This is a genomic window from Streptomyces coeruleorubidus (genome assembly GCF_008705135.1).
GTDB lineage: Bacteria > Actinomycetota > Actinomycetes > Streptomycetales > Streptomycetaceae > Streptomyces > Streptomyces coeruleofuscus.
In genome coordinates this window covers 4,452,767-4,478,869 of the sequence record NZ_CP023694.1, presented here as the reverse complement: position 1 = coordinate 4,478,869, position 26,103 = coordinate 4,452,767, and the positions used below count along the sequence as shown (strand labels likewise).

The window sequence follows — 26,103 nt, the reverse complement described above, 5'->3', positions numbered from 1 at the left end:
CCGCGCGGCGGTAGCCGCATATTGACGCTTTAGCGACCGGTCTTCGGGGCCTTCCAGCGGGCGATCCCGCGGGCCACCAGGTTCAGGATCATCACGAAGGCGATCAGCGTGAGCGACGCCGCCCAGGCGCGGTCGTACGCCGTGACCTCGCCCGATCCGTACTGCTGGTAGATGTACAGCGGGAGCGACGCCTGCGCGCCTTCGAAGGGGTTGGCGTTGATGAACTTGCTGCCGAACACCAGCAGCAGCACGGGCGCGGTCTCACCGGCGATGCGGGCGATGGACAGCATGATGCCGGTGGTGATGCCGCCGAGCGAGGTCGGCAGGACCACCTTCAGGATGGTGCGCCACTTGGGCACGCCGAGCGCGAGAGAGGCTTCGCGCAGCTCGTTCGGGACGAGCTTGAGCATCTCCTCCGTGGAGCGGACGACGACCGGCATCATCAGGATCGCCAGGGCGAGTGACCCGGCGAAGCCGAAGGGCTGCATGTCGAACATCAGCATGAGGCTGAGGATGAACAGGCCGGCGACGATCGACGGGATGCCGGTCATGACGTCGACGAAGAAAGTGACGGCCCGGGCGAGGTTGCCGCGCCCGTACTCCACCAGGTAGATCGCGGTGAGCACGCCGACCGGCGCGGCGATCAGCGTGGCGAGGCCGACCTGCTCCAGCGTGCCGAGAATGGCGTGGTAGATGCCGCCGCCCGTCTCCGCGTCGGTGACCACGCCCATCGAGTGGGTCAGGAAGTAGACGTCGAGGACCTTCGTGCCGCGTTGGACGGTCGACCACACCAGCGAGGCCAGCGGCACCACGGCGAGCAGGAACGCGACCCACACCAGCGAGGTGACCACGCGGTCCTTGGCCTGGCGGCGGTTCTCGACCCGGGCCGCGATGACGTACGTACCGAGGACGTGCAGGATCGCGGCGATCAGCGCCCACTGGACGCTGCTGTGCAGGCCGGCGGCGGCGCTGACGCCGAGTCCGAGGGCGACGGATCCGGCGGCGATGGCCCACGGAGCCCACTTGGGCAGGTGGCCGCCGCGCAGGGTGCTGGGGCGCTTGGCGGCGAGGGAGGGTGTGGTGCTCATGCGTTGGCCCCCGAGTACTCCTTGCGGCGGGCGATGATCGCGCGGGCCGCGCCGTTGACCAGCAGGGTGATGACGAACAGGACCAGACCGGAGGCGATCAGCGCGTCACGGCCGAACTCGCTGGCCTCGCTGAACTTGCTGGCGATGTTCTGGGCGAAGGTGCCGCCGCCCGGGTCGAGCAGGCTGGTGTGGATCAGGAAGTCGGGCGAGAGCACGGTGGCGACGGCCATCGTCTCGCCGAGGGCGCGGCCGAGGCCGAGCATCGAGGCGGAGATGACGCCGGAGCGGCCGAAGGGGATGACCGCCATGCGGATCACTTCCCAGCGGGTGGCGCCGAGCGCCAGGGCGGCCTCCTCGTGCATCTGCGGGACCTGGCGGAAGACCTCGCGGCTCACGTTGGTGACGATCGGCAGGATCATGATCGCGAGCAGGATGCCCACGGTGAGCATGGAGCGCGCGGCGCCGCCCTGCCAGGAGAAGACGCCGGTCCAGCCGAGGTAGTCGTTCAGCCAGCCGAAGAGGCCGTTCATGTGCGGGACGAGGACCAGGGCGCCCCACAGGCCGTAGACGATGGACGGCACGGCGGCCAGCAGGTCGATCACGTAGGCGATGGGGCCGCGCAGCCGGCGCGGGGCGTAGTGCGTGAGGAACAGCGCGATGGCGACCGAGACCGGGACCGCGATGACCATGGCGATGATCGAGGAGACGATCGTGCCGTAGGCCAGGACCGCGATGCCGAAGACCGGCGGGGTGACACCGGTGTTCCACTCGAAGGTGGTCAGGAAGTTGCCGTCGTCCTTGCTGATGGCGAGGACGGCGCGGTAGGTGAGGAAGCCCGCGATCGCGGCCATGATCACCAGCAGCAGGATGCCCGAGCCACGGGAGAGACCGAGGAAGATCCGGTCTCCGGGCCGGGTGGCGCCACGGGCCGCGCGCTTCTGCTCGGCGGTGGTCGGCTGCGTGGGTGGAGGTGCGTCAGCTATCTGTGTTGTGTCCATCGGGTTCTCCGGTCTGCGGAACCGCACGTGCTGTGCGGCCCTTGGCGGCGGTGCACCGGACGGTGCGGTCCGGTCCCGCTGAGGGGACCGGACCGCACTCAGGTCAGCTCAGGCTCTCGACGGTCGTGCGAACCTTGGTGATGATCTCTTCGGGCATGGGCGCGTAGTCGTTCTCGGCGAGGATCTTCTGGCCGTCCTCCGAGGCCGCGTAGCGCAGGAACGCCTTGACCGCGGGCAGGGTCTCGGCCTTGTTGCCCTTGTCGCAGACGATCTCGTACGTCACCAGGACCATCGGGTAGGCGCCGTCGGCCTTGGTGCCGTAGTTCAGCTCCAGCGCGAGGTCCTTGCCGGTGCCGACGACCTTGGCCTCCGCGATCGCCTTGGTGGCGTTGTCGACGGTGGCCTCGACCGGCTCGGCGGCGCCGGTGTCGATGGCGACGGTCTTGATGCCGTCCTTGGCGTACGACAGCTCGAAGTAGCCGATCGCGCCGGCGGTCTGCTTGACCTGCGCGGCGACGCCGGAGGACTGCGGAGCGGACTGGCCGCCCTTGGCCTGCCAGGCCTTGCCGCCCTCGTAGGGGAAGTCCTTCTTGGCGGTGGCGATCAGGTACTTGGTGAAGTTGTCCGTGGTGCCGGACTCGTCCGAGCGGTGGAACGCCTGGATCTTGAGGTTGGGCAGCTTCGCGTCGGGGTTCAGCTTCGCGATCTGCGGGTCGTTCCACTTGGTGATCTTGCTGTCGAAGATCTTGGCGATCGTCGCGGAGTCCAGGACGAGCTTGTCGACGCCCGGGACGTTGTAGCCGACGGCGATCGGGCCGCCGACCATGGGCAGGTCGATGCCCTGGCCGCCGGAGCAGATCTTCTTGGAGGCCGCGACCTCGTCGGGCTTCAGCGCCGAGTCCGAACCGGCCCAGGGGACCTGGCCCTGCGTGAACGCGGTGACACCGGCACCGGAACCGCCGGCCTTGTAGTTGATCTCCACCTGGCAGGCCGCCGAGAACTGCTTCACCCAGGCGTCGACCGCGTTCTTCTGCGCGGAGGAGCCGTCGGCGAGGACCTGGCCCGAGGCGTCGTCACACTTGATGTTGCTCGGCGCGGCGGCGTTGGAGGAGCCTCCGCCCGGGTTGCCGGTCTCGTCGGAGCCGCACGCCGTGAGGGCCAGGGCGCCGGAGACGGCGAGAGCACCGAGAGCGAGGGCCCGCCGGTTCATGCGCTGAAGCTTCACTTGAGTTCCTTCCAGGAGCCGCCGTCCTGAATCGGCGGCGTGCGAAGTCTGGTGACGCTGGACGAGGCCGCGCACAACAGGCGCGGCTCGCATCTGGCACGGCCGAAATTAGACAGATCAGGTGAAGGCGCCGATGGCCACACATGAACGAGGGGTGAACCCCTGCCTAAGGTGCGGTTAGGTCACGGAACGCTTACGGGGAGAGCACGTGCGGGTTCCGCTTCCCGTACCGGAAGGGCTTAGTCCGGTCTTCCGGCCTGTTGTGGCGGGTTCAGCACGGCGAGCAGCGCGTCGATCAAGGGGCGGTCGTGGGGCTGGGTGAGGCGGGCGTGGGCGGCGAAAGGTGTCAGCCACAGCACCCGGTCCACCTCGTCCGTCGGTGAGAACGCGCAGGACGTCGCCTCGGCCGCCCAGTAGCGGACCCGCTTGGGGCGGCCGTTCGCCAGGTAGTGCTGGGTGGGCAGCTCGGCGCCCGGCTCGGCCCGGCAGCCCGTCTCCTCGGCCACCTCGCGCAGGGCGCCGGCGAGCGGCTCCTCGTCGCGCTTCAGCTTGCCCTTCGGCCAGGACCAGTCGTCGTACTTCGGCCGGTGCACGAGGCAGAGCTCCAGCCCGCCGGTGACGGGGGAGCGGCGCCACAGGACGCAGCCGGCCGCCTGAACGGTGGTGTCCTCGGGGGAGCCGGAGCTCACCGGGTGCTCACCGCCTCCGCCTCCTTCTGCCAGGCCTGCTGGAACGCGAAGCGGGCCGCCTCCACCTCGTGCCGCTGGTCGGCGTGGAGCACGCCGAGGGCGTACGCCGTGGCCGGGGCGATACGGGGGGTACGGGCCGCCTGGGCCGCCGCTGCCGCCGCCTCCGAGGCGTCGCGGTGGCGGTTCAGGGCCTGGCCCGCCGAGAGCAGGCGCAGGTCGACGACCGAGGTGCCGTCGGGTTCGCCGCGGACCGCTTCGCGGGCGTAGCGGTGCAGGCGCAGGAGCAGGCGGACCTGGTGCCAGGGGGCGTCCTGCGGGTGCGGGACCGTGTCCGGGGACAGGCCGTGGATGAGGGCGGCGGCGTTGTACGGGTGGCCTGCGGTGACGAGGGGGAGGGCGGTCACGGCGTCTTTGAGGCGGTCCTTCGCGGCGGCGGCCAGGGGGCGGAGGTCCGTGGTGGCTGCCGATCGGGTCAGGGGGACCTCGCTGGCCAGGACGGCGACCTTGTCCGCGATGGCGTGGAAGCGGCTGGAGCCGAGGGCTTGCAGGGCTGTGGAGTGGGCCCGGGTGCGGGCGAGTGTGAGCTGGCGGTCGAGAAGGGCGCCTGCTTTTGCTGCTCCGACTGTGAGGTTGCCGCGCTCCGGTGCTGAGGTCGGGGGCGTGCGCAGCCCGGCGTCGCGGGGTGCCGCTCTCTGTGGGACGGGTGCCGCCCCAGCGGCACGACTGCCCGCAGCCGAGTCGGCGTGCTTGCCCGCTGCCCCGTCCGCGCGGGCGCCGGCGGCTGCGCCTGCCGGCGGACCAGGCAACGCCGTGGAGCCCGACAAGCGGTGCAAGGCGCTCAGCAGGCGTTCCAGGCGCGCCGTGTACGCGTGTTCCATGGCCAGGGTGCCCGAGACCCAGGCCAGTTCGGGGCGCATGCCCTCGCACCAGTCCGTGTCGAGGAGGGACTGGAACGTGTGCAGGCTGGCGCTGATGCGGCGGGCCGAGCGGCGCAGCGCGCGGGCCGCGTCGACGGATCCCTCCGCGCCGTTCGCCCCGGAACCGGTCTCCCGGTGCAGGCGCAGCGCGCGGAGGAACTCCGTGGCCTGGGCCCTCAGGTAGCCCGCGAGGGCGTCCCCGGTGGGGGCAGGGCCGGCCATGGGGTCCGTCGGGTCAAGGTGTCGCTGTGCCACGCCGGCGCCTCCGGGCGTCTATGAGCATCTCCTGGACGTTGCGCAGCGGCTGGCCGTCCGCGTCGGTCGCATGCCGGGTCCACTCGCCGTCCGGGCCGAGGTGCCAGGAGGCGGTGCCGTCGGACATGCCGGTCTCCAGCAGCCGGTTCAGGGCCGCCCGGTGGGCCGGGTCGGTGACCCGGACCAGGGCCTCTATCCGGCGGTCGAGGTTGCGGTGCATCATGTCGGCGCTGCCGAACCAGATCTCGGGCTCGCCGCCGTTGCCGAAGGCGAACACGCGCGAGTGTTCGAGGAAGCGGCCGAGGATGGAGCGGACCCGGATGTTCTCCGACAGTCCCTCCACGCCCGGGCGCAGCGCGCAGATGCCGCGCACCCACACGTCCACCGGCACACCCGCCTGGGCCGCGCGGTAGCAGGCGTCGATGACGGCCTCGTCGACCATCGAGTTGACCTTGATGCGGACGTACGCGGGCCGTCCGGCGCGGTGGTGCTGGATCTCCTTGGTGATCCGGGAGACCAAGCCGTCGCGCAACGACTTGGGGGCCACCAGGAGGCGGCGGTAGGTCTCGCGGCGGGAGTAGCCGGAGAGGCGGTTGAAGAGGTCCGAGAGGTCCGCGCCGACCTGCGGGTCGGCCGTGAGCAGGCCGAGGTCCTCGTAGAGGCGGGCCGTCTTCGGGTGGTAGTTGCCGGTGCCGACGTGGCTGTAGCGGCGGAGCGTCTCGCCCTCCTGGCGGACCACCAGCGACAGCTTGCAGTGGGTCTTCAGGCCGACCAGGCCGTAGACCACGTGGCAGCCGGCCTCCTCCAGCTTGCGCGCCCACTTGATGTTGGCGTGCTCGTCGAAGCGGGCCTTGATCTCGACCAGGACCAGGACCTGCTTGCCGGTCTCGGCGGCCTCGATGAGGGCGTCGACTATGGGGGAGTCGCCCGAGGTCCGGTACAGGGTCTGCTTGATCGCCAGGACGTCCGGGTCGCCGGCCGCCTGCTCCAGGAAGGCCTGGACGGAGGTGGAGAACGAGTCGTACGGGTGGTGCAGCAGGACGTCCCGCTCGCGCAGGGCGGCGAAGATGTCCGGCGCGGACGCCGACTCGACCTCGGCGAGGTCGCGGTGGGTGCCGGCGACGAACTTGCGGTACTTCAGCTCGGGCCGGTCCAGGGAGGCGATGCGGAACAGGCCCGTGAGGTCCAGCGGGCCCGGCAGCGGGTACACCTCGGCCTCGCTGATCTTCAGCTCCCGGACGAGCAGGTCCAGGACCTCTCGGTCGATGGACTCCTCGACCTCCAGGCGCACCGGCGGCCCGAAGCGGCGCCGCATGAGCTCCTTCTCCAGGGCCTGGAGAAGGTTCTCGGCGTCGTCCTCCTCGACCTCCAGGTCCTCGTTCCTGGTGAGGCGGAAGGCGTGGTGCTCCAGCACCTCCATGCCCGGGAACAGCTCCTCCAGGTGGGCGGCGATGACGTCCTCGATGGGGACGTAGCGGCCCGGGGAGCTCTCCAGGAAGCGGGACAGCAGCGGCGGCACCTTGACGCGGGCGAAGTGCTTGTGGCCGGTGACCGGGTTCCGTACGACGACCGCCAGGTTCAGGGACAGGCCGGAGATGTACGGGAAGGGGTGGGCCGGGTCGACCGCCAGCGGGGTCAGCACGGGGAAGATCTGGTGCCGGAACAGGGTGAACAGGCGGGCCTGCTCCTTCTCCTGGAGCTCGTTCCAGCGGACCAGGTGGACGCCCTCCTCCGCGAGTGCCGGGGCGACGTCCTCGTGGTAGCAGGCGGCGTGCCGGGCCATGAGCTCGCGGGAGCGGGCCCAGATCATCTCCAGCACCTCGCGGGGCTGGAGGCCGGAGGCGGAGCGGGTGGCCACGCCGGTGGCGATACGGCGCTTCAGGCCGGCCACCCGGACCATGAAGAACTCGTCCAGGTTGCTGGCGAAGATCGCGAGGAAGTTGGCCCGCTCCAGCAGGGGCGTGTTCGGGTCCTCGGCGAGTTCGAGAACGCGTTCGTTGAACGCGAGCCAGCTGCGCTCCCGGTCGAGGAAACGTCCCTGTGGCAGCTGGGGCCCGTCGTACGGCGACTCCTCGTACGCGTCGAGGTCGGCGTCGATGTCGGGTTCGAGGTCGGAGACGGCCGCCGCGATGGTGTGCGGCCGGTGGGCTGCTATGGAGCCCACGGAGGGCTGCGCGTGCTGGACCTGTGCCTGGGTGTTCGGCTGGCTCATGGACCCATTCTTCCGCGCCGCGAGCATCACGGGCGCGTCGGAAAGCGCGGGCGGGAGCGGGGGCGTCACATGAGTGTTCCCGTTCCCCCCAGGCCCCTCTCGGGGCGGTGAAGGCTCTGGCACGGCGGGAGTCATTGGCCGAGCCTCGCAAGCCCGTCTGAATCGATGGTTACGGAGACATGACGTGTGGGATAGCGCAGGGCGGCTCGCGGGGGTCCCGGAGAGGGTGGTCGGGCCGGGCGCGCGGCCGTCCACAGGGTGTGGACGGTTCCCGCGAGCGCCCCCGGGCGGGCCGCGCGTCCACCCCCCGCCGGCAGGACGCGCGGGCCCGGCTCAGGGGAGGCGGCGGGCCAGGAGGGCGAAGGCGGTTGCCGTCCAGGAGACCTGGAAGCCCGAGCGGGGCAGTTCGATCCCGCCGCGCGACGCGGGTGATCGTCGGCCAGAGGTCCGCTCGGAAGCGTTCCAGGAGGTTGTGGAGGACCAGGGAGACGGCGAGCCGGAAAAGTCAAGCGTGCTTTCGTGAACCGTTCGAGCCGGGCGGTCCGATGAGGTGACGTGAGCGAAACGAGAAGCGACGGGGAGCTGCTGCGGGCCGTTGCCGCGGACGCCGACCGGCGCGCCTTCGAGGAGCTGTACCGGCGGTACGCGCCGTGGCTCCGCGCCCGGCTGCGGGGCCGGTGCGCCGACCTGGGCGTCGTCGACGACGTCGTACAGGAGACGTTCCTCGCGGTGTGGCGGGGCAAGGCCCGCTACCGGGAGGAGGGCGATGTGGCCGGGTGGCTGTGGCGCATCGGGTCGCGGCGGCTGGTGGACGCGCTGCGGGGCGACGGGGCGCGCGGGCGGCTGCGGCAGGCGCTGGCGCGGCTGCGGCACCGGGACGAGGTGTCGGCGGAGGAGCGCGTGCTCGCGGGGGTGGAGCACGGGGACCTCGCCGGCGCGCTGGTCCGGCTGTCGCCGGAGCTGCGGGCGGTGTTGCAGGCGACCGTCATCGACGGCCTGACGACCCGGGAGGCCGCCGTGCTGCTGGGGATTCCGCCGGGGACGGTCAAGACGCGGGCGATGCGGGCCCGGAAGCAGTTGCGGGAGGCGTTGGCATGAGCTGGCACGTGTCTGAAGAGGATCTGCGCGCCTACGCGCGCGGCGAGCTGGCGGCACCGGCCCTGTGGTCCGCCGACGCGCACCTGGGCGCCTGTGCCGTGTGCCGGGGCGTGCTCGCCGAGGTGAGCGACCCGGTCGCGCTCGACGCGGGGTGGGAGCGGCTCGACGCCGAGCTCGACGCGCCCCGCGTGGGGCTGCTGGAGTCGCTGCTGGTGCGGTTCGGGGTGGCCGGGCACACCGCGCGGCTGCTGGCGGCGGCGCCGGTGCTGCGGCGGTCGTGGCTGGGGGCCGTCGTCGTCGTGCTGCTGCTGAGCGTCGGGGCCGGGCACGCCGTGCAGGGCGGGGAGTTCCCCACGCTGTTCCTCGCGCTCGCGCCGCTGCTGCCGCTGGCGGGGGTGGCCCTGTCGTACGGGCCCGCGCTGGATCCGACGTACGAGATGGCCGTCGTCGCGCCGATGCACGGGTTCCGGCTGCTGATGATCCGGACGGTGGCCGTGCTGGGCGTGGTGCTGGGGCTGAACGGGCTCGCGACGCTCGCGCTGCCCGAGTACGGGCTGCGTGCGCTGGCCTGGCTGCTGCCCTCGCTCGCGCTCACCGCGACCGGGCTGGCGCTGACGCCCCGGCTGGGGCCGGTGCTCGCGCCGTCGCTGGCCGGCGGGGCGTGGATCGGGCTGCTGATGCTGGCCCAAGCCCTGCGGGCCGGTCCCGATGTGCCGCTCGCGCCGTTCACCGCCGCTGGGCAGGGCGTGGCGGCGCTGGTCGCCGCGCTCGCCGCCGGGCTGCTCTTCCTCTTCCGTGACCGATTCGATCTCTTCCAGGGACGTGCCGTATGACTCCGACCGTGTCCGCCTCCGGGCTCAGCCTCCGCTACGGCGGCACCCGGGCCCTCGACGACGTGTCGCTGCGGCTGACCGGCGGCGTCACCGGGCTGCTCGGGCCCAACGGCGCCGGCAAGACCACGCTGCTGCGGGTCCTCGCCACGGCCCTGCCCGCCGACCGGGGCGCCTTCACCGTGCTCGGGCACGACCCGGGCACCGCGCGGGGCAGGCAGGAGGTGCGGCGCCGGCTGGGCTATCTGCCGCAGACGCCGGGGTTCCACCCGGACTTCACCGCCTTCGAGTTCGTCGACTACGTGGCGATCCTCAAGGAGATGACCGATCGGGCAGCCCGGCACCGCGAGGTGCGGCGGGTGCTCGACGAGGTGGGGCTCGCCGACGTGCGGGGCAAGCGGATCCGCAAGCTGTCCGGCGGCATGCGGCAGCGGGTCGCCCTGGGGGCCGCCCTGGTCGGGGATCCCGGCTTCCTGGTGCTGGACGAGCCCACCGTCGGGCTGGACCCCGAACAGCGCATGCGGTTCCGGGAGCTGATCGCGGGGGCCGGGGAGGGACGCACGGTGCTGCTGTCCACCCACCAGACGGAGGACGTGGCGATGCTCTGTCACCGGGTGCTGGTGATGGCCGGCGGCCGGGTCCGGTTCGAGGGCACTCCGGCCGAGCTGACAGCGCGGGCCGCCGGGCGGGTGTGGAGCAGCAAGGAGCGCGATCCCGGCGCCAAGGCGGGGTGGCGTACGGGGACCGGGGCCTTCCGGAACGTGGGGGATCCGCCGGACGGGGCCGAGCTCGTCGAACCCACCCTGGAGGACGGCTACCTGCTCACCCTCGACGGCGACGCCGTGGAGGTGGCGGCATGACGACGGTGGTGGAGAGGCCGGTCGTGTCCGATGTGCGGCCCGGGTCCTCGGCAGCGGCCGTGGCGGCCCTGGCCCTTTTCGAGACGCGCCGGCTGCTGACGAGGCTGCCGGTGATCATCGCCTTCCTCGTGTACCTCGGCTGGACCGTGTGGCGCGGCGGGACGGACTGGGACGGCTACCCGGCCCTCCAGGATGTCGACCGCGCCACCCAGGGCGCGCCGATGCTGGTCGGCCTCGCGGTCCTGCTGTCCGTCAACCTCGCCGCGCTGCGCTCGCGACGGCACGGAACGGAGCATCACTTCTCGGTGCTGGTCCTCCCGCCGTGGCGGCGTACGGTCGCCCATGCGCTGTCGGTCGTGGCCGCGGCCCTGCTCACCGCCGTGTGCGTGGCCGCGCAGTTCGGCCGGGAGGCGCTCAGGCCCGGGGCGATCGGGCACGGTTCGGTGGCCGAACTGCTCGTGGGGCCGCTGACCGTGTTGCTGTCCGGGCTGGTCGGACTGCTCATGGCCGGGCTGGTGAGGTCGGCTCTCGCAGGCCCGCTGACGGTGGTGTTCTTCCTGTTCCTGACCCTCTTCGGTACGGGCACGAGCGACGGCTGGAGCCGGTGGCTCATGCCGGTGGTCGTCGAGCCGACCGCCAACACGCTGCCGTCCGACCTGCTGGGCCGGCCCGCCGCCTGGCACGCGCTGTACCTGGCCGGGCTGGCGCTGTGCGCGGGGCTGCTGGCGGTGCTGGCCGCCGGTGGCCGCAAGCCGGTGGTGATGGCCGGGGTCGCCGGGGCGGTGGCCATGACGCTGGTGGGCGGGGTTGCCCAGGCCGGCGGCGACTCGCCCGCGCTGGTCCGGGCCCGGGAGCGGGCCACGGTGAACCCGGGCCAGGTGCAGACCTGTGTCCCGCGGGACGGGTCGACGTACTGCGTGTTCCCCGAGTGGGGACCGCGGGTCGCGGACTGGGCCGGGGTCGTGGACCGGGTGCGGTCCCTGGCCGGTGGCAGCGCCCATGAGCAGAAGGTCGTCGTACGGCAGCGGATCGAGGCCCGTTACGGGCTCTCCGGCGATGGTGCGCTGACGCCCCTGGAGCGTCCGCACGAGGTGACGGTGGGCACCCGGTGGGGCGGAAACCGCGTCCCCGAGTTCTCGGCGGCCGTGGCCGGGGTGCTGGTCGCGGGGAACGAGAAGGCGTCCACCTCGATCTGTGACGGCCGCATGGTCACCGTCATGTGGCTGGCCGTGGGCTGGGAGTCCGACCCGGTGGCGGCCCTGCGCCGCGTCCGCCTCGACGACAGCGCGACCGGCTCGGCCTTGGTGCTCCAGCCGACGAACGGTATGTACATGACGGACGCCCAGACGGAGGTCCTGCGCGAGCTGCTGGACCGGCCCCGCGGCGAGGTCACCGCCCGGGTGAGGTCCCACTGGGCCGAACTGACCGAGCCGAAGGTGACGGCGGCCCGGGCGGCGGCTCTGCTGGGCGTGAAGGCACCCGAGGGGGACGACAAGTGCCTCGACTGAGCGGGGAGTTGGTCTTCATGGCCTGCCGGACCCTGCCGTGGGGCGTGGTCGGCACGGCCGGCGGGGCGGGACTGCTGCTCGCCGCGCTCACCCGGATCACCGGGGAGACGGGCGAACGGCTCTCCCTGCACCTGCTGCGAGCCGCGGTCCTGGCCTTCGCCGCGGGCCTGGTCTTCCTCCTGGACGACCCCGCCCGGCACACGACCGCCACCGTGCCGACCCCGCGCCCGGTCCGCATCGCGCTGCGGGTGGCCCTCGTCGTCCCCGCCACGGCGGCCTGGTGGACCGCGGCACTGCTGCTCGTGCCGACGGAACTACGGCCGCCGGTCGCCGACATCACGCTGGAGGCCGGGGCGGCGTTCGCCCTGGCGGTGGCCGGTGCGGCGGTCGCGGTGCGCTTCACCGAGGTCACGCGGCCCGGCCCCCGGGTCGCGGCCGGCCTGCTGACCTCGGCGGTACTGGTCATGGTGTGCTGGCCCGGGCGGTGGGCGCTGTTCGTGCCGGTGGGGGACGAGCGGTGGGCGGCGGCGCACGACCGGTGGGCGGTGGTGCTGGCCGGGGCCGTGCTGGTGGGGGCGCTGGGGGCGGTGGAGCCGTTGCGGCGGTGGGCATGGCCGGTGGTGCGGGGGCGGTGACATGCTCCAGGGGTGACCGGGCCGCTGCCTACGGAGGGGAGCCGCACTCGGAGGCGCTGAGGTGGTCAAGGCCGGACGGACGCCTCAGCCGGAGGCCGGCGAGCCTCGACGGCCTGCCCCGGTGGCTGCCCCGGTGCGCGGCCTAGGGGCCAGAGCTGCGCGCAGTGCCGGGGTGAGGATGTGGCGGATCTCGGACGGAGTGAGGGCGGCGGGGGTGGGGAGGGGATTGAGGTAGCGGGTGTAGATGAGGCCGCCGAGGATCGTCACCACAGCCGTGGCGCGGGCGGTCGCGTCCCGGCCGCCGAGAAATTCAACAAGCCGGGTCAGCAGCTCGCGTTCCAGGTATTCGCGGATCACCTCGGCGGCCTCGCCGCCCCGAGCGGTGAGCTGGAGGAAGTCGGCGTCCTCCCACAGGTCCGTCACCGCGTCGATCAGGCGGTCGGGGAGGGTGGCCGGGTCGCCGTCCAAGACGTCGTCCACCGTCAGCGCATTGGCGCACTGGAACTGCATCACGTCCGCGAACAGGCGCTTCTTCGAGCCGAAGTGGTACGCGATCAGCGCCGGGTCGACCCCGGCGGCCCCGGCCACCGCGCGCACGGTGGTGCGCCGGTAGCCGCGTTCCAGGAACAGCGCACGGGCCGCCGAGACGATCGACTCGCGGGTCGGCGGGTTGCCCCGGGGGCGGCCTCGGGTGCGGGCGGGGGCAGGGGCGCCGTTATTCATCAGCGTTGAGCCTGCGTTTCGTGATCGGCACAGTCAAGGGCATTCCGGGAACCACACGAAGGGATGTCCCGACACCATGCGTATCGCAGTCTTCGGCGCCAACGGACCGACCGGCCGCCACCTCACCGACCAGGCCCTCGCCGCCGGCCACGAGGTCGTCGCCGTGACTCGTCGCCCCGGCTCCCTCACCTCCGAGCGGCCCGGCCTCACCGTGGCCGTCGCCGACGCCACCGATCCGGCGGCCGTCGACGCCGCGATCACCGGGACGAACGCCGTCCTGTCCGCGCTGGGCGCGCGCTTCAGCAAGGAGAACATCACCACGTACTCGGCGAGCGCCACGGCCATCACCCGGGCCATGACCCGCCAGGGCATCAAGCGGTTCCTCGCCGTCAGCTCCAGCATCGCCGACCCGAACTGGCGCCCCACCGGCGCGCACTTTTTCAACCATGTCCTCGATCCGCTGGTGAACCGACGCCTCGGCCGCACCCTCCACGAGGACATGCGCCGCATGGAGGCCGTGATCCGTCAGACCGACCTCGATTGGACCCTCGTCCGGCCCTCGGGCCTCTTCGAACACCCCGTCGTCACGGACTACCACGCCGCCGAGACCAGCGCTGACGGCGTCTTCACCGCCCGAGCCGACCTCGCCGCGAGCATGCTGCGCGAGCTTGAGGAACGGCGGTACGTCCGTACGGCCATGGGCGTCATCACCACGGCTGTGAAGCCGAACATCGCCAAGCTGATCTGGCACGAGGGCGTGAAGAAGAAGTGAGCCGGGCGACCGTCGAACTCCCGGCCGCCGCACGGGCGTTCCTCACCAGCCCCCACACGGCCGCCTTCACCACCCTCCGTCCCGACGGCACCCCGCACGTCACCCCGGTCCGCTTCACCTTTGACGCGGACACCGGCCTGGTCCGGGTGACCACCCGGGCGGGAGCCCGCAAGGCCCGGAACGTGGCGGCGGGCGGCCCGGCGGCCCGTATCGCGCTCTGTCAGGCGGACGGCTTCCGCTGGGTCACCCTCGAAGGCCGGGCCACTGTCACCGACGATCCCGCGCGTCTGGCCGAGGCGGTCCGCCGCTACACCGATCGCTACGGCGGGGCCCCGCCCGCCCCGTTGGACCTGGTCGTCATCGAGATCACCGTCAACCGCTTCCTGAGCCTCAATCTCAATCGCTGGAGTCTGGGCGACGTCGAGCATTGAGTATTCCGTTTGGTTGTACAGATGGATGAAGAGCCCGATGGCTCCGCGTGAAAGTGGCTAGGTGCTCGTTGGATTAAGCACCCGGCCCGTTCTGAACAACAACTGCAGGTTGTTGCCCCTACCATGTCGCCGTGGACCTCAAAGCCGTACGGGCCTTCGTCGCGATCGCCGATGCCGGGCAGTTCCAGAAGGCCGCCGTGGACCTGTCGCTCACCCAGCAGGCGGTCTCCAAGCGGATCGCCGCGCTGGAGAAGGACCTGGGCGTGCGGCTGCTGGTGCGTACGCCGCGTGGTGCGGAGCTCACCATCGACGGGCAGGTGCTCCTGCCGCATGCCCGGGCCCTGCTCCAGGCGGAGGAGCGGGCGGTGGCGGCCGTGCGCCCCGGGGAGCGCGCGCTACGGGTGGACGTCCTGGGTCGCCGGGCCGCCACGGCCGGACTGGTACGGGACTTCCACCGGGCGCATCCCGAGATCCCCCTGGACGTCGTCACGCTCTTCGACGCGGATACGGCGGTGACCGCCGTGCGGGACGGGGCCGTCGACGCGACGTTCCGTGCCGTCACCATGCCCGGGCGCCGGCTCCCCGACGGCATCGAGGCCGTACCCGTCCTGGACGAGCCACTGCGCCTGTGCGTCGGCCCCGACCACGAGTTCGCCCGAGCCGCCTCGGTGACACCCGCGCAACTGGCCGGCCAGAGGATCTGGATGCCGGGCAACGCACCCGGCACGGAATGGTCGGCCTACTACGACGAACTCGCCGAGACCTTCGGCCCGTCCATCGACACGATCGGGCCCAACTTCGGCGTCGAGGCCCTCCTCGACACCATCGCGGGCTCCCCGACCCTGGCGACCTTCCTCAGTGAACGAACCCCACTGGTCTGGCCGGCCGACCACGACCTGCGCCTGGTCCCCGTGTGCGACCCGACCCCGGTCTATCCGCACTCCCTCCTCTGGCGCACGGACAATCCGCATCCCGGCCTGGCAGCACTCCGCACCCACCTGCTGGCGACGCGCCCCCGGTTGACCGAGGGGGAGGTCTGGAAACCGGCGTGGGCGACAGTCACTTCGTGACGTACGTCAGAAAGGAGGCCCACGAGCCCGACATGAACATGAGCACGGGGCCGTCCGACTGCTTGCTGTCGCGGACGGGGACTATGTGGGGGTGGCCGTCGGCGACCTCAAGGCAGTTCGTGCCACCCCCGTCGCTGTAGGACGACTTGCGCCAGACGGTCGTGCTCCTACCGAAGTCGGGGATGGGCTTCATTCCTGTGCTCCTTCAAGGATCGACAGCAATGACGCGGGCGCACTCCCGGCCGTGCGGGCCTTCTCGGCAGCGATCCTGTAGACGTTGCCGAGCACGTCCGGCGCCTTGTCGAACTCCTCGTCGCTGATGTCGGCACCGATCACCTCACGGGCGACCTTCCGGTCTGCCGCCACTTGGTCGGTCATGACTCCAGTTTGGGCGCGCCAGAACTCCAACCGGGGCGTTCGGCACCCGAGTCACCCGGAGATGTGCACAGAGCTTTCGTCCTTGACGCCAGCCAAGAACGACGCCCAGGGGCTCGCGCCGAACACGAGTATCGGGCCGTGCGGCTGCTTGCTGTCGCGGACGGGGACGATGTCGGGGTGGTTGTCGGAGACTTCGAGGCAGTTGTTGGCTCCCCCGTCGCTGTAGCTCGACTTGCGCCAGACGGCGGTAGTGAGATCCAGGGTGGGCTTCATGATCCGTACTCCTCCAGTACGCCCCTGATGAACGTCAGTGAGTCCGACGGGGACAGCGCCAGATCCCTCAACTGATCGTAGGACAAACGGTGGTGCAGGACTTCCTCTGGATCGTCCATCAAAAGGCCAAAGCTGTGGCCCTCTGTATAGGCCACGGCACTCCCGTCCTCTTGCCATAGAAGGGTCAAGGATCCCTTGCCCATGAGGTGGTGCACCCCTGCTGAGAAGGGCAGCACCTGAATGACGACGTTCGGCCACTGGGCGGCGGCCTCGATGTGCAGCAACTGGCTCTTCCAGGTGTCCGCGTTGGCGGAGGGGCGGCGCAAAGCTGACTCGTCGACGATGAAACGGGCACCGGGTGCCGGGTCCTTGCGTAGCAGGAGCTGGCGTCCCATGCGCGCGGCCACCTGCTCCTCGACCTCCTCGCCGTTGCCAGCTGTTGCCTGGGGGCCAGACAACACCTCCCTGGCGAACTCCTCCGTCTGAAGCAGTCCCGGAACATCCGGTGTGTACACGTGCAGAAGCCGCGCCGTCGCCTCCAGCCCCATGTACCTCTTGTACTTGTCCTTGAAGGCGTCGTACCGAGCGATCCTCCAGTGGCGAACCAGCAGGTCACCGCACCCGTAGTAGCTGTCCAGGTCTTCCATGACAGCCAGCTTGGACAGCCGCTCGCCTGACTCCAGTCGGCTCAAGTAGCTCTTGTCGTAGCCAGTCTCGTCGGCCAACTGCCCCAGGGTCTTCCCTGTGTGCTCCCGCAAGAACTTGAGCGTCCGCCCCAGGACAGCGCGGCCCGACTCCCCGTCTCCGTCAACAACTTGCTCCACGTCACCCCTCACCGTTGCCTGGAGCGCCAGGCAACACCTGGCCCCTTCCGCAGCGTACGCGCGAGCAGTGACGATGAAGGCACGAACGGTAATCACCGCTCGTCACACCCCTGTCGCCTGCCCTGAGAAGGGACGCTTCCGTGCGCCTGCGCATCGCCGAACTCTGCGAGTCCGCCCTGCTCCTCCTCGTGCGGATCCTGCTGCCCGCCCGGGGGCGTCACCGGGCGGCGCCGGCCCAACGGTCGTGGACCATCCCTCACTCCCCGCCGACATCCGCACCCCGACCCCTCGCCGCGGAAGAGCCCCTCGTGATGGACACCCCGCTCGTACGGCCGTACCTGCACACCGTGGAGGTGTACGCATGAGGCTGCTCCCCTGGACCGGCACCGACGGCAAGCCCTGTTACCTCTCCACCGACAACCCCGACAGCCTCCTCTCACGGCTCGCCGACGACGTCGAGGCCGCTCAGCTCGCCTCCGCCGAGCAGGTCCTCGCGGGCGCCAAGGCCGTACTCGGGGACCCCAAGGCCGGTGAACGCGCCGTGCGCTTCGCACTGGCAAGGGCGGTGGAGGCCCTGGGGGACGTGTTACGTGTCGCGGTCAGTCGTAGCCGGGAGGGCGACGGCCGATAGAGCAGGAGGCCGATAAAGCCGGATATGAAGCCCGGTCACCTGTCGATGTCCTGTCATACTCACCAGTACTGCAAACTCCTGCGCCCGTTCTGGCATCTTCACCGCCGTAACAGACCCCCACAGGAGTGAGCGACCCCCATGCGTCTCATTCGTAAGTCAACTCTCAGAAAATACGGCGTCGTTGCCGCTACCGCCGCCCTCGCGGTATCCGGTCTGCTGGCCGGCGCGGGGACCGCGACCGCCGGGCCCGCCGGGGCGACCAACATCCGGGGCGTCGACCCCGGTGACACCGACCGGATGATCGAGCGGCTCTGCGACCAGGAGGCGAGCCTGACGGGCGTCTACGGCGCCCTCAACGTCGAGACCGGTGAGTTCAAGACCCAGGACGAATACCTGCGGGACGTCTTCGGGCTGTGGAAGCCCGCCGGGCCGTGGGAGCTGTTCCGCGGCTGGTGCGGGTACGCCGAGGCCTCGACCTGGTCCATCAAGGGCGACACCGTCCGCACCTCCCGGTGGATCGGCAACCAGGGCTCCGCCGACGACAAGGAGACCTTCGTCAGCAGCTACAGCACCAAGACGTTCGCCAAGAAGAGCGTCGGCGGGACCATCAGCCTCTCCCTCGCCAAGAGCATCTTCTCCGGCACCGTCGGCGGCAGCGCCGGCTATGAGTGGGGCTGGGAGAAGGAGTCCAAGTTCGAGACCCGGAGCGAGAAGACCATCCCGCCCTGCCGACAGGTCGCCGTCACCTGGACGCCGTACCAGCGCGTGGTGCGCGTGAACCCCGTCTTCCACGTCGAGGACTACGAGTGGAACAAGGGCGACGGCGACCACACCGTGCACAGCTGGCGTGACCGGGGATACCAGACCATCTACTCCCACGGGTATTACATCGACGGCATCTCCGACAAGCTCCTCCCCAGCGGCCAGCCCGACGGCCGCGAGGACAAGATCGAGCAGAAGCTCGACCCCAACTCCTGCGTGAAGTAGAAGACATACGCAGTAAGGAACATACGCACGGCACGGCAACCTTTCCGTGCGGGGCGGCGACCCACCCCCGGATCATCCCCCCGCACGGAACGGATTCGCCGCATGAGTGAGCTGCGCAGCAAGCCCCGGCACCGCAGAAGCCGCACGGCCCTGGCGGTCGGTGTCCCGCTGGCCCTGACCGCCGCCGGCACCCTCGCCTACGGCACCGACCTCGGCGTCCTCGGCTCCACCGCCCGGCAGGCCTCCGCCGCCGCCCCGGCCTGGGCCGCCGACACCGCCGACGGGTTCGCCTCCGTCAACTCCCTCGGCCAGAAGGGGACGTACGGCGGCCGGGACGGCAAGACCGTCACCGTGAAGACGCAGGCCGACCTGGAGAAGTACGCCACGGCCGCCGAGCCGTACGTCATCGTCGTCGCCGGCACCATCAACATGAACCCGGTCGGCAAAGAGATCAAGGTGCAGTCCGACAAGACCATCGTCGGGTCCGGTACCTCCGGGCACATCGTCGGCGGTGGGTTCTTCCTCGGCCAGGGCGTGCACAACGTGATCATCCGGAACCTGACCATCCGGGACTCGTATAAGGGGGTGTGGAACGACAAGGACCACGACTTCGACGCCATCCAGATGGACGGCGCCCACCATGTGTGGATCGATCACAACGATCTGCGGCACATGGCCGACGGGCTGATCGACGTCCGCAAGGACAGCACGAACGTCACCGTCTCCTGGAACAAGCTGAGCGACAACAACAAGACCTTCGGCATCGGCTGGACCGAGAACGTCAAGACGGACATCACGATCCACCACAACTGGATCCGCGAGACCGAGCAGCGCAACCCGTCCACCGACAACGCCGCCCACGCCCACCTCTACAACAACTTCCTCGAGGACGCCCCGGGCACCGACATCAAGTCGTCGTACGGCAACTACTCGCGCGGCGCGACCAAGATGGTCCTGGAGAACTCCCTGTTCCAGGGCGTGAAGAACCCCGTCATCAAGGACAGCGGCGCCGCCGTCGTCCAGCGCGGGAACTCCTTCTCCGGCACCAGCGGACGCAACGAGAGCGGCGGGACCGCCTTCGACCCGAAGGCCTACTACCCCTACACCCTCGACAAGGCCGCCGACCTTCCGTCGATCCTCAAGTCCGGTGCCGGGCCCCGCACTTCCATCGGTACGACCGCCGCCGCCTCCACCAAGGCCGCCGCCGCGACGACCCTCACCGTGGCCAAGGACGGCAGCGGGCAGTACACGACCGTGCAGGCGGCCGTGAACGCCGTACCGGCCAACAACCCGTCGCGGGTCGTGATCGCCGTCAAGCCGGGGACGTACCGGGAACTCGTCAAGGTGCCGTCCAACAAGCCGCACGTCACCATCCAGGGCACGGGCGGCAGCCGCAAGGACACGACGATCGTCTACAACAACGCCTCCGGTACGCCGAAGCCCGGCGGCGGCACGTACGGCACGGGCGGCAGCGCCACCGTCGCCGTCGAGGCCGACGACTTCCAGGCGCGCAACCTGACCATCTCCAACAACTTCGACGAGAAGGCCAACCAGCAGCTCAGCGGGCATCAGGCCGTCGCCCTGCGGACCGCCGCCGACAAGGTGTTCCTGGACGGGATCATCGTCAGCGGCGACCAGGACACGCTGCTGCTCGACACCGCCGCGAAGGACCGGCTGGGCCGGGTCTACGTCAGCAACTCCTACGTCATCGGCAACGTCGACTTCATCTTCGGACGGGCCACGGCCGTCGTCGACAGGTCCGTCATCACGCTGAAGAAGCGCTGGGACGGCACCTCGGCCGGCTACGTCACCGCCCCGAGCACCGCCGCCAACCGCAAGGGCATTCTGATCGCCAACTCCACGGTGAACGGCGATGTGTCGGGCGGCAGCTTCTACCTCGGCCGGCCCTGGCACGCGGGCGGTGACGCCTCGCTCGACCCGCAGACCACGGTCCGCAACACCAGCCTGAGTGCCGCGATCAAGTCCACGCCGTGGACCGACATGAGCGGCTTCTCCTGGAAGGACGACCGCTTCGCCGAGTACAAGAACACCGGCGCGGGCGCGGGTGCGGCGAGCACCAACCGTCCTCACCTGACGGACGCGCAGGCCGCGAACCAGGAGGTCGCGGACTGGCTCGCGGGCTGGACGCCTTCGGCGTCCTGACGACTCCCTTCCGGGTCCGGCTGACGAGCGGCGCCGGACCCGGAAGGGCCACCATGCCTACTGCTTCCAGGCGTAGTGCAGCCGGTCCAGACCGCTCTGGTTGTTCACCGTCAGGCTGAGGTTCGTGCCCGTGCCCTGGAGCGTGGTGAGCGAGTAGGTGTCACCGTTGCGCAGGCCCGGCCAGTAGACCGAGCCCAGGCCCAGCTCCCGGATGGTGTCGGTCGCGGCCTGGATGTACGCGACCTCGTTGGAGCCGTTGACCGGCCCGTTGTAGTCCAGGCCGGTCGTCATCGAGGCGCCGAACTCGTCGAGGATCGTGCGCGAGGCGCAGTCGCCGATGCGCTCCTTGAAGTCGGCCTTCCACTGGTCGACGCTGGTCCAGTCGGTGTGCCAGAAGCCGTAGTTGTGCAGGGCGATCCGGGTGCCCTTGAGGCGCGGGTCGGCGCAGACCGGCTTGACGTCCTCGCTGTACTTGTACCCGCCGATCAGCATCCGGTCGCGGGGCACGTTGCGGTGAGTGGTCACCCACTTCGCGGCGATGTCGGTCCACTCCTGGGCGGTGTAGCCGAACGGCTCGTTCATCGGCTCGAAGTACACCTTGGAGTTGCGGGCGTAGGCGGAGGTGATCCGCGCCCACATCTGGTCCCAGGAGGCCTGGTTGTCGATCTTGCCGTCCTTGGCGTTGTCGGCCTCCCAGTAGCCCAGGATGACCTTGAAGCCCTTGGCGGTGGCGGCGTCGATCGCGCCCCGGTAGGACTTCCAGAACGGGCCGTTCACGGAGGTCGGGTTCACCGGGAGGCGGACGGTGTTGGCGCCCAGCTTGGAGAAGCCGCCGATGATCGCCCGGGACTTGGCGTAGGTCGTGGCGTAGCTGTCCGAGGTGGACAGGCCCGAGGGCACGACCGCGTCGTCGGCGTAGTTGTCGCGCGGGTCGGCCCAGTTGACGCCCTTGAAGTCGCTGACGGGCGGCGGGGCGGTGGGGGAGGCGGCTGCGGGGGAGGCGAGGGCCCCGCCGAATGCCGTGGCGCAGGCGAGCAGCGCCCCCAGACCGGCTGTCCCCCGGTGAGTCTTTCGTGACACGACGTCCCCTTCTGAGCAGTTGCGTCCGCGGAACTCGCATGCAGATCGGCGGCTCGTTGGCTCCCGCAAACTAGAAGAGAACTCGAACAGAGGTCAACACATCTGCACACCAAATCTCATCAGGAACGTAGATTGCCGACGCGCGGGGCTACGACCCCACGGTCAGCCCCGAGCCCGACACCCGCACCCGGATGCCGTCCTCCTCCACCCGCACGTCGTCCAGCCGTACGTCCCCCTGCTCCGGCTTCGGCAGTTCGAACGCCAGCGCCAGCCGGTCGGCCAGGACCGGGCGGGTCAGGCCGGACAGCTCGTCGAGGAGGTTGGGGTCGAGGCCGAGGCGGCGGAGCACCTCGGGGTTGTCCAGGGCCAGGTCGATGAGGTTGAGGCGTTCGGCCTGGCGGGCGAACTTCGGGGAGCCGGTCAGCTCGGCGAGCTTGCCGTCGTCGGCGAGGGCCTCGCGCACGGTCGCCTCGGGCACGCCCATCCGCTGCACGATGGCCGGGACCGACAGCAGCGCCTTGGCCTTGCGGGTCTCCCGGGACAGGTCGGCGCTCCCCTTGGCCGTCAGGTGCAGGCCCTCGGCGGGGCGGGTGCCGGGGCGGTAGGTGGCCAGGTCGCCGATGTCGAGCCGCATCCCGCCGATCTCCGTGGCGATGCCCCGCTCGCCCTGCCGCTGGATCCGCGCCTCGGCGCGCAGCCGCAGGTCGTGTCCGGCGACGGGCAGGGTGCCGCGGGCCCGGACGCGGTCGCGGCCCTCGCCGGTGAACGTCACCTGGGAGGCGCCCAGTTCGCGGTTGAGATCCTCGAAGGACAGCAGGACGTCCCCGTCGAACCGGGGGACGTGGGCGCCGCGCACGGACGTGAGACCGTCGGCCTCCAGCCGGATGTCGTGCGCCGTGGCCGACACCTTCGCCAGGGAGACCCGGTCGGCGGCGACGTCCGGGACGGTCACCTTCACCGACTCCAGTCGCTTGTCGGCGAGTTGGGTGAGGAAGGGGAACCCGCCGATCTCCACCTCGGGCGCCGCCGCGAGGTCGAGCCGGTCCTTGAGCGTGTCGGCGGCCCGGTGCTCGGCGTACAGCACGGCCCAGCGGTCGCCGAGGGCGACGAAGGCGGCGAGTACGACAAGCGCGACCACCGCCTTCATCGCGAGCGGCAGCCCGGCGAAACGATTCCGCCGACGCCGGCCGCCACGGCGGTGGTCGGGCGGCGACCACTGAGGTTCCTGCTCGTCCCGCCGCTCGGCGCCCTCGCCGAGGAAGTCCTCCAGCGGGGTCTCCTCCAGCGGGCCGTCGTCGAGTGCGGCGAGTTCGTCGTAGGGGTTGCGGGGCTGCTCGTCAGGGTTGCGGGGCTGCTCGGAGGGGGCGTGGGGGTGCTCGGAGCGGTCGTGGGGCAGGTCTTGCGTGTCCATGCGGTGGGGGGTGCGCATCGTCTCATCCGACCATGCGCACCGCCCCTGGCCGCAACCTGAATCCCCTGTATGCGATTTACTTCACGATCGCGATACGGTCCGCCTTCGGCGGGGCGATCGGGTTCGTGGCCGACGAGTTGGCCGTCAGGTACTGCTCCAGCGCGGTCAGGTCGTCGGCGCCGACGACGTCGTTCGTGCCCTGGCCGAGCGTGGGGAAGCCGTCGCCGCCGCCCGCGAGGAAGCTGTTCGTCGCGACGCGGTAGGTGGCCGCCGGGTCGATGGCCGCGCCGTTCAGCTTGATCGAGTCCGTGACCACGCGGTCGGCGCCGGACTTGGTGAGGTCCAGCGTGTAGGTGAGGCCGGACGACACCTGGAGGACCTTCGGCGCCGCCGCGTTCGGGCCGGTCACCTGCTCCTTGAGCACCTGGATCAGCTGGGCGCCCGTGAAGTCCTGGAGGTTCACGGTGTTGGCGAACGGCTGGACCGTGAAGCCCTCGGCGTACGTCACGACACCGTCGCCCTCACCGGCCTTGGCCGTGTACGTCAGCGGTGCCCGGATGCCGCCGGGGTTCATCAGCGCCAGGTCCGTCTCCGGGTCGAGCTGCTTGCCGTGGGCGAGCTGGGCGTCGGCGATGAGGTCGCCGAGCGGGGACTCGGTGCCGGTGTTGCCGATGTCGCCGGAGATGTGGCCGATCGGGCGGTTGCCGATCGGGGCCGCCAGGGTGTTCCACTTGCTGATCAGCTCGGTCATGTCGGGCGCCTTGGGGACGTCCCGGGTGACCACGTGGTTCGCCGACTTCACGGCCGTACGGGCGATGTCGCCGGTCCGCCGGTCGTACGTCAGCGTGGTGTCGGTGTAGAGGCGGCCGAAGGACGCGGCCGAGGTGACCATGCGGGGCTTGCCCGCCGGGTCGTCGATCGTGCACACGTACGCGTTGTGGGTGTGGCCGGTGACCAGCGCGTCCACCTGCGGCGTGATGTTCTTGGCGATGTCGACGATCGGGCCGGACACGCCGTCGCCGGCGCCCGGGGCGTCACAGTCGTAGTTGTACGACGTCGACGCCGGGAAGCCGCCCTCGTGGATGAGCGCGACGATCGACTTCACGCCCTGCCTCTGGAGCACCTTGGCGTACTTGTTGATCGTCTCGACCTCGTCCTTGAAGGACAGGCCCTTGACGCCCTCGGCGGAGACGATGTCCGGGGTGCCCTCCAGGGTCACGCCGATGAAGCCGACCTTGACGTCCTTCTTCTTCCACACCCAGTAGGGCTTGAGGATCGGCTTCTTCGTCTTCTCGTCGAGGACGTTGGCGGCCAGGTAGGGGAAGTCGGCGCCCTGGAACTTCTGGTCCGTGTAGCAGCCGTCCTTGGGGTGGCAGCCGCCGTTCTGGAGGCGGGCCAGCTCCTTGGCGCCCTCGTCGAACTCGTGGTTGCCGACGGAGGTGACGTCGAGGTCGAGCTTGTTCAGCGCCTCGATGGTCGGCTCGTCGTGGAAGAGGCCGGAGATGAGCGGGGAGGCGCCGACCATGTCGCCGCCGGCCGCGGTGATGGAGTACTTCTCGCCCTCGCGGGCCTTGCGCAGGTGCGTGGCGAGGTACTCGACACCGCCCGCGTCGATGGTCTTCGTCGTGCCGTCGTGCTGGTGTTCGGTGACCCGGCCGGAGGAACCGGTGGGCGGCTCCAGGTTGCCGTGCAGGTCGTTGAACGACAGCAGCTGGACGTCCTGGTAGCGGCCCGGCCAGTGGCCGCCCCCGCCGTGGTTCTCGCCGGCCGACGCCGACCCGGGCACCGTCGCCGCGGCCAGCGCGCCGACGGTGGCGACACCGGCGGCGAGAGCGACGAGACGGTTCCTGCGGCGTCTGTGGCGCTCCTGGTGCGCCGGTGCCGGTGAAGTGGCTGGCATACGCCCCCCTGTGGTTCTGCTGGGACAGTGGTGTCGTCCGGCGCAGCCTAGAGTCAACGCGCGTAGCGCGACAGAGCTTTCGGGTCACATCCTGATTGCTTCTTGCCGCCGATTCACCGGCAGTCCCCCGTACCCTCGTACGCATGACCAGCGACGACACCGCACGGCCCGGACGCACCCGCTCGATCGACACATATGCCGCGCTCCCGCCGGAGCAGACCGAGGCCGTCCTCGCCCTGCTCGCCGACGCCGCCGGCACCGACGGACAGCAGGCGGTCTCCGAACAGGGCCGGTTGCAGCTACGCGGCGGCGAACGCGAGGGCGTCGCCCATCTGCTGCTCACCGTCGACGGCGAACTCGTCGGGTACGCCCAACTGGAGGACACCGACCCGGTGGAGCCGCCGGCCGCCGAACTGGTCGTGCACCCCGGGCACCGGGGCCACGGGCACGGACGGGCGCTGGGCTCCGCGCTGCTGGCCGCGTCCGGCAAGCGGCTGCGGGTGTGGGCGCACGGCGGCCACTCCGCCGCCCGGCACCTCGCGCAGGTCCTCGGCCTGACCCTGTTCCGCGAACTGCGCCAGATGCGCCGCCCCTTGACCGGCTTCGACGCGCCCGAGCCGGTGCTCCCCGAGGGTGTCACCGTCCGCACCTTCGTCCCCGGCCAGGACGACGCGGCCTGGCTCGCCGTCAACGCCGCCGCCTTCGCCCACCATCCCGAGCAGGGCTCCCTCACCCAGCGGGACCTCGACGACCGCAAGGCCGAACCGTGGTTCGACCCCGCGGGGTTCTTCCTCGCCTTCCGCGGCGACGAACTCATCGGCTTCCACTGGACCAAGGTCCATGCCGAGGAGGGCCTGGGCGAGGTCTACGTCCTCGGCGTCGCCCCCGGCGCCCAGGGCGGCGGCCTCGGCAAGTCCCTCACGACGATCGGCCTGCGGCACCTGGCGGACCAGGGGGTCCCGACCGCGATGCTGTACGTCGACGCCGACAACAAGGCGGCGGTGTCGGTGTACGAGCGGCTGGGGTTCGTGACGCACGAGGTGGATCTGATGTACCGCACGGAGACGTGAGGGCGCCGGCTTCCGTCGAGCCGACGGCGTACGTCAAGCGCCTTCCATCACGCGGGAGGGGGCGGGAACCGGTAC

At 70.7% G+C, this 26,103-nt stretch carries 27 protein-coding genes; 13 read left to right on the top strand and 14 right to left on the bottom strand.

Annotated elements, in window-relative coordinates; genetic code table 11:
- Window positions 1–29: 29 nt before the first annotated feature.
- The 6 genes from pstA to CP976_RS20670 form a co-directional block, all read right to left on the bottom strand.
- Window positions 30–1,088: a phosphate ABC transporter permease PstA gene (gene pstA / locus CP976_RS20695; RefSeq protein WP_150481731.1), complete on the bottom strand. Its 1,059-nt coding sequence runs from the start codon at window positions 1,086–1,088 to the stop codon at window positions 30–32.
- Window positions 1,085–2,086 (bottom strand): phosphate ABC transporter permease subunit PstC, encoded by a 1,002-nt coding sequence (gene pstC / locus CP976_RS20690; RefSeq protein ID WP_150481730.1) that lies wholly within the window; start codon window positions 2,084–2,086, stop codon window positions 1,085–1,087. Before pstC ends, pstA begins: the two co-directional genes overlap by 4 nt.
- A gap of 103 nt (window positions 2,087–2,189) precedes the next feature.
- Entirely contained in the window at window positions 2,190–3,311 is a 1,122-nt protein-coding gene (pstS, locus tag CP976_RS20685) for a phosphate ABC transporter substrate-binding protein PstS (protein WP_150481729.1), read from the bottom strand.
- 239 nt (window positions 3,312–3,550) lie between these two features.
- Window positions 3,551–4,000, bottom strand: coding sequence for an NUDIX hydrolase (locus tag CP976_RS20680; protein ID WP_150481728.1), 450 nt, complete (start codon window positions 3,998–4,000; stop codon window positions 3,551–3,553).
- Entirely contained in the window at window positions 3,997–5,172 is a 1,176-nt protein-coding gene (locus CP976_RS20675; protein ID WP_150481727.1) for a CHAD domain-containing protein, read from the bottom strand. Before CP976_RS20675 ends, CP976_RS20680 begins: the two co-directional genes overlap by 4 nt.
- Window positions 5,153–7,519, bottom strand: a complete 2,367-nt coding sequence (locus CP976_RS20670) for an RNA degradosome polyphosphate kinase (protein WP_150481726.1) — start codon at window positions 7,517–7,519, stop codon at window positions 5,153–5,155. Before CP976_RS20670 ends, CP976_RS20675 begins: the two co-directional genes overlap by 20 nt.
- Before the next feature lie 420 nt (window positions 7,520–7,939).
- Here CP976_RS20670 and CP976_RS20665 point away from each other — a divergent pair, with 420 nt between their 5' ends.
- Genes CP976_RS20665 through CP976_RS42970 form a run of 5 tightly spaced genes read left to right on the top strand, consistent with a single transcriptional unit; the run spans window position 7,940 to window position 12,315 of the window.
- Entirely contained in the window at window positions 7,940–8,482 is a 543-nt protein-coding gene (locus tag CP976_RS20665) for an RNA polymerase sigma factor (RefSeq protein WP_086602341.1), read from the top strand.
- Window positions 8,479–9,315: a zf-HC2 domain-containing protein gene (locus tag CP976_RS20660; protein WP_150481725.1), complete on the top strand. Its 837-nt coding sequence runs from the start codon at window positions 8,479–8,481 to the stop codon at window positions 9,313–9,315. Before CP976_RS20665 ends, CP976_RS20660 begins: the two co-directional genes overlap by 4 nt.
- Entirely contained in the window at window positions 9,312–10,172 is an 861-nt protein-coding gene (locus CP976_RS20655) for an ABC transporter ATP-binding protein (protein WP_150481724.1), read from the top strand. Before CP976_RS20660 ends, CP976_RS20655 begins: the two co-directional genes overlap by 4 nt.
- The gene (locus tag CP976_RS20650) at window positions 10,169–11,680 is read left to right on the top strand and encodes an ABC transporter permease (protein WP_150481723.1); all 1,512 of its coding nucleotides are present in this window, start codon (window positions 10,169–10,171) and stop codon (window positions 11,678–11,680) included. Before CP976_RS20655 ends, CP976_RS20650 begins: the two co-directional genes overlap by 4 nt.
- On the top strand, window positions 11,668–12,315 hold the full coding sequence (locus CP976_RS42970; RefSeq protein WP_167537377.1) for an ABC transporter: 648 nt from the start codon (window positions 11,668–11,670) through the stop codon (window positions 12,313–12,315). Before CP976_RS20650 ends, CP976_RS42970 begins: the two co-directional genes overlap by 13 nt.
- Window positions 12,316–12,399: 84 nt before the next feature.
- On the opposite strand, the gene CP976_RS20640 is transcribed toward CP976_RS42970, so the two are convergent.
- Window positions 12,400–13,038, bottom strand: a complete 639-nt coding sequence (locus CP976_RS20640) for a TetR/AcrR family transcriptional regulator (protein WP_150481722.1) — start codon at window positions 13,036–13,038, stop codon at window positions 12,400–12,402.
- A gap of 76 nt (window positions 13,039–13,114) precedes the next feature.
- On the opposite strand from CP976_RS20640, the gene CP976_RS20635 reads away from it, so the two are divergent.
- The 3 genes from CP976_RS20635 to CP976_RS20625 all read left to right on the top strand — a co-directional run bounded on the left by CP976_RS20635 (window position 13,115) and on the right by CP976_RS20625 (window position 15,311).
- Window positions 13,115–13,810, top strand: coding sequence for an NAD(P)-dependent oxidoreductase (locus tag CP976_RS20635; RefSeq protein WP_150481721.1), 696 nt, complete (start codon window positions 13,115–13,117; stop codon window positions 13,808–13,810).
- Window positions 13,807–14,241, top strand: coding sequence for a pyridoxamine 5'-phosphate oxidase family protein (locus CP976_RS20630; protein ID WP_150481720.1), 435 nt, complete (start codon window positions 13,807–13,809; stop codon window positions 14,239–14,241). The genes CP976_RS20635 and CP976_RS20630 overlap by 4 nt, the downstream gene beginning before the upstream one ends.
- A gap of 131 nt (window positions 14,242–14,372) precedes the next feature.
- Window positions 14,373–15,311, top strand: coding sequence for a LysR family transcriptional regulator (locus CP976_RS20625; RefSeq protein ID WP_150481719.1), 939 nt, complete (start codon window positions 14,373–14,375; stop codon window positions 15,309–15,311).
- Here CP976_RS20625 and CP976_RS20620 read toward each other — a convergent pair.
- From CP976_RS20620 to CP976_RS20605, 4 genes are read right to left on the bottom strand one after another with little or no spacing between them, the layout of a single operon-like run.
- The gene (locus CP976_RS20620) at window positions 15,301–15,504 is read right to left on the bottom strand and encodes a DUF397 domain-containing protein (RefSeq protein ID WP_150481718.1); all 204 of its coding nucleotides are present in this window, start codon (window positions 15,502–15,504) and stop codon (window positions 15,301–15,303) included. The genes CP976_RS20625 and CP976_RS20620 overlap by 11 nt on opposite strands.
- The gene (locus tag CP976_RS20615; protein WP_150481717.1) at window positions 15,501–15,689 is read right to left on the bottom strand and encodes a hypothetical protein; all 189 of its coding nucleotides are present in this window, start codon (window positions 15,687–15,689) and stop codon (window positions 15,501–15,503) included. Before CP976_RS20615 ends, CP976_RS20620 begins: the two co-directional genes overlap by 4 nt.
- Window positions 15,690–15,740: 51 nt before the next feature.
- The gene (locus CP976_RS20610) at window positions 15,741–15,962 is read right to left on the bottom strand and encodes a DUF397 domain-containing protein (RefSeq protein ID WP_150481716.1); all 222 of its coding nucleotides are present in this window, start codon (window positions 15,960–15,962) and stop codon (window positions 15,741–15,743) included.
- Window positions 15,959–16,786 (bottom strand): helix-turn-helix domain-containing protein, encoded by an 828-nt coding sequence (locus tag CP976_RS20605; protein WP_229875777.1) that lies wholly within the window; start codon window positions 16,784–16,786, stop codon window positions 15,959–15,961. Before CP976_RS20605 ends, CP976_RS20610 begins: the two co-directional genes overlap by 4 nt.
- A gap of 140 nt (window positions 16,787–16,926) precedes the next feature.
- Between CP976_RS20605 and CP976_RS20600 the strand changes: the two genes are divergently transcribed.
- The 4 genes from CP976_RS20600 to CP976_RS20585 all read left to right on the top strand — a co-directional run bounded on the left by CP976_RS20600 (window position 16,927) and on the right by CP976_RS20585 (window position 20,567).
- Window positions 16,927–17,151, top strand: a complete 225-nt coding sequence (locus CP976_RS20600; protein ID WP_150481714.1) for a hypothetical protein — start codon at window positions 16,927–16,929, stop codon at window positions 17,149–17,151.
- On the top strand, window positions 17,148–17,417 hold the full coding sequence (locus tag CP976_RS20595; protein WP_150481713.1) for a hypothetical protein: 270 nt from the start codon (window positions 17,148–17,150) through the stop codon (window positions 17,415–17,417). Before CP976_RS20600 ends, CP976_RS20595 begins: the two co-directional genes overlap by 4 nt.
- A gap of 138 nt (window positions 17,418–17,555) precedes the next feature.
- Window positions 17,556–18,404, top strand: coding sequence for a hypothetical protein (locus CP976_RS20590; protein ID WP_150481712.1), 849 nt, complete (start codon window positions 17,556–17,558; stop codon window positions 18,402–18,404).
- Window positions 18,405–18,506: 102 nt separating this feature from the next.
- Window positions 18,507–20,567 (top strand): pectinesterase family protein, encoded by a 2,061-nt coding sequence (locus CP976_RS20585; protein ID WP_150481711.1) that lies wholly within the window; start codon window positions 18,507–18,509, stop codon window positions 20,565–20,567.
- A gap of 57 nt (window positions 20,568–20,624) precedes the next feature.
- Here CP976_RS20585 and CP976_RS20580 read toward each other — a convergent pair whose 3' ends face one another.
- The 3 genes from CP976_RS20580 to CP976_RS20570 form a co-directional block, all read right to left on the bottom strand.
- Window positions 20,625–21,647, bottom strand: coding sequence for a glycoside hydrolase family 5 protein (locus tag CP976_RS20580; RefSeq protein WP_150481710.1), 1,023 nt, complete (start codon window positions 21,645–21,647; stop codon window positions 20,625–20,627).
- A 148-nt stretch (window positions 21,648–21,795) separates the two neighbouring features.
- Entirely contained in the window at window positions 21,796–23,076 is a 1,281-nt protein-coding gene (locus CP976_RS20575; protein ID WP_150481709.1) for an LmeA family phospholipid-binding protein, read from the bottom strand.
- A gap of 58 nt (window positions 23,077–23,134) precedes the next feature.
- Window positions 23,135–24,958 (bottom strand): bifunctional metallophosphatase/5'-nucleotidase, encoded by a 1,824-nt coding sequence (locus CP976_RS20570; protein WP_150481708.1) that lies wholly within the window; start codon window positions 24,956–24,958, stop codon window positions 23,135–23,137.
- Window positions 24,959–25,101: 143 nt separating this feature from the next.
- On the opposite strand from CP976_RS20570, the gene mshD reads away from it, so the two are divergent.
- A complete protein-coding gene (mshD, locus tag CP976_RS20565) occupies window positions 25,102–26,028 on the top strand; it encodes a mycothiol synthase (protein WP_150481707.1) in 927 nt (308 codons plus the stop codon).
- Window positions 26,029–26,103 lie beyond the last annotated feature (75 nt).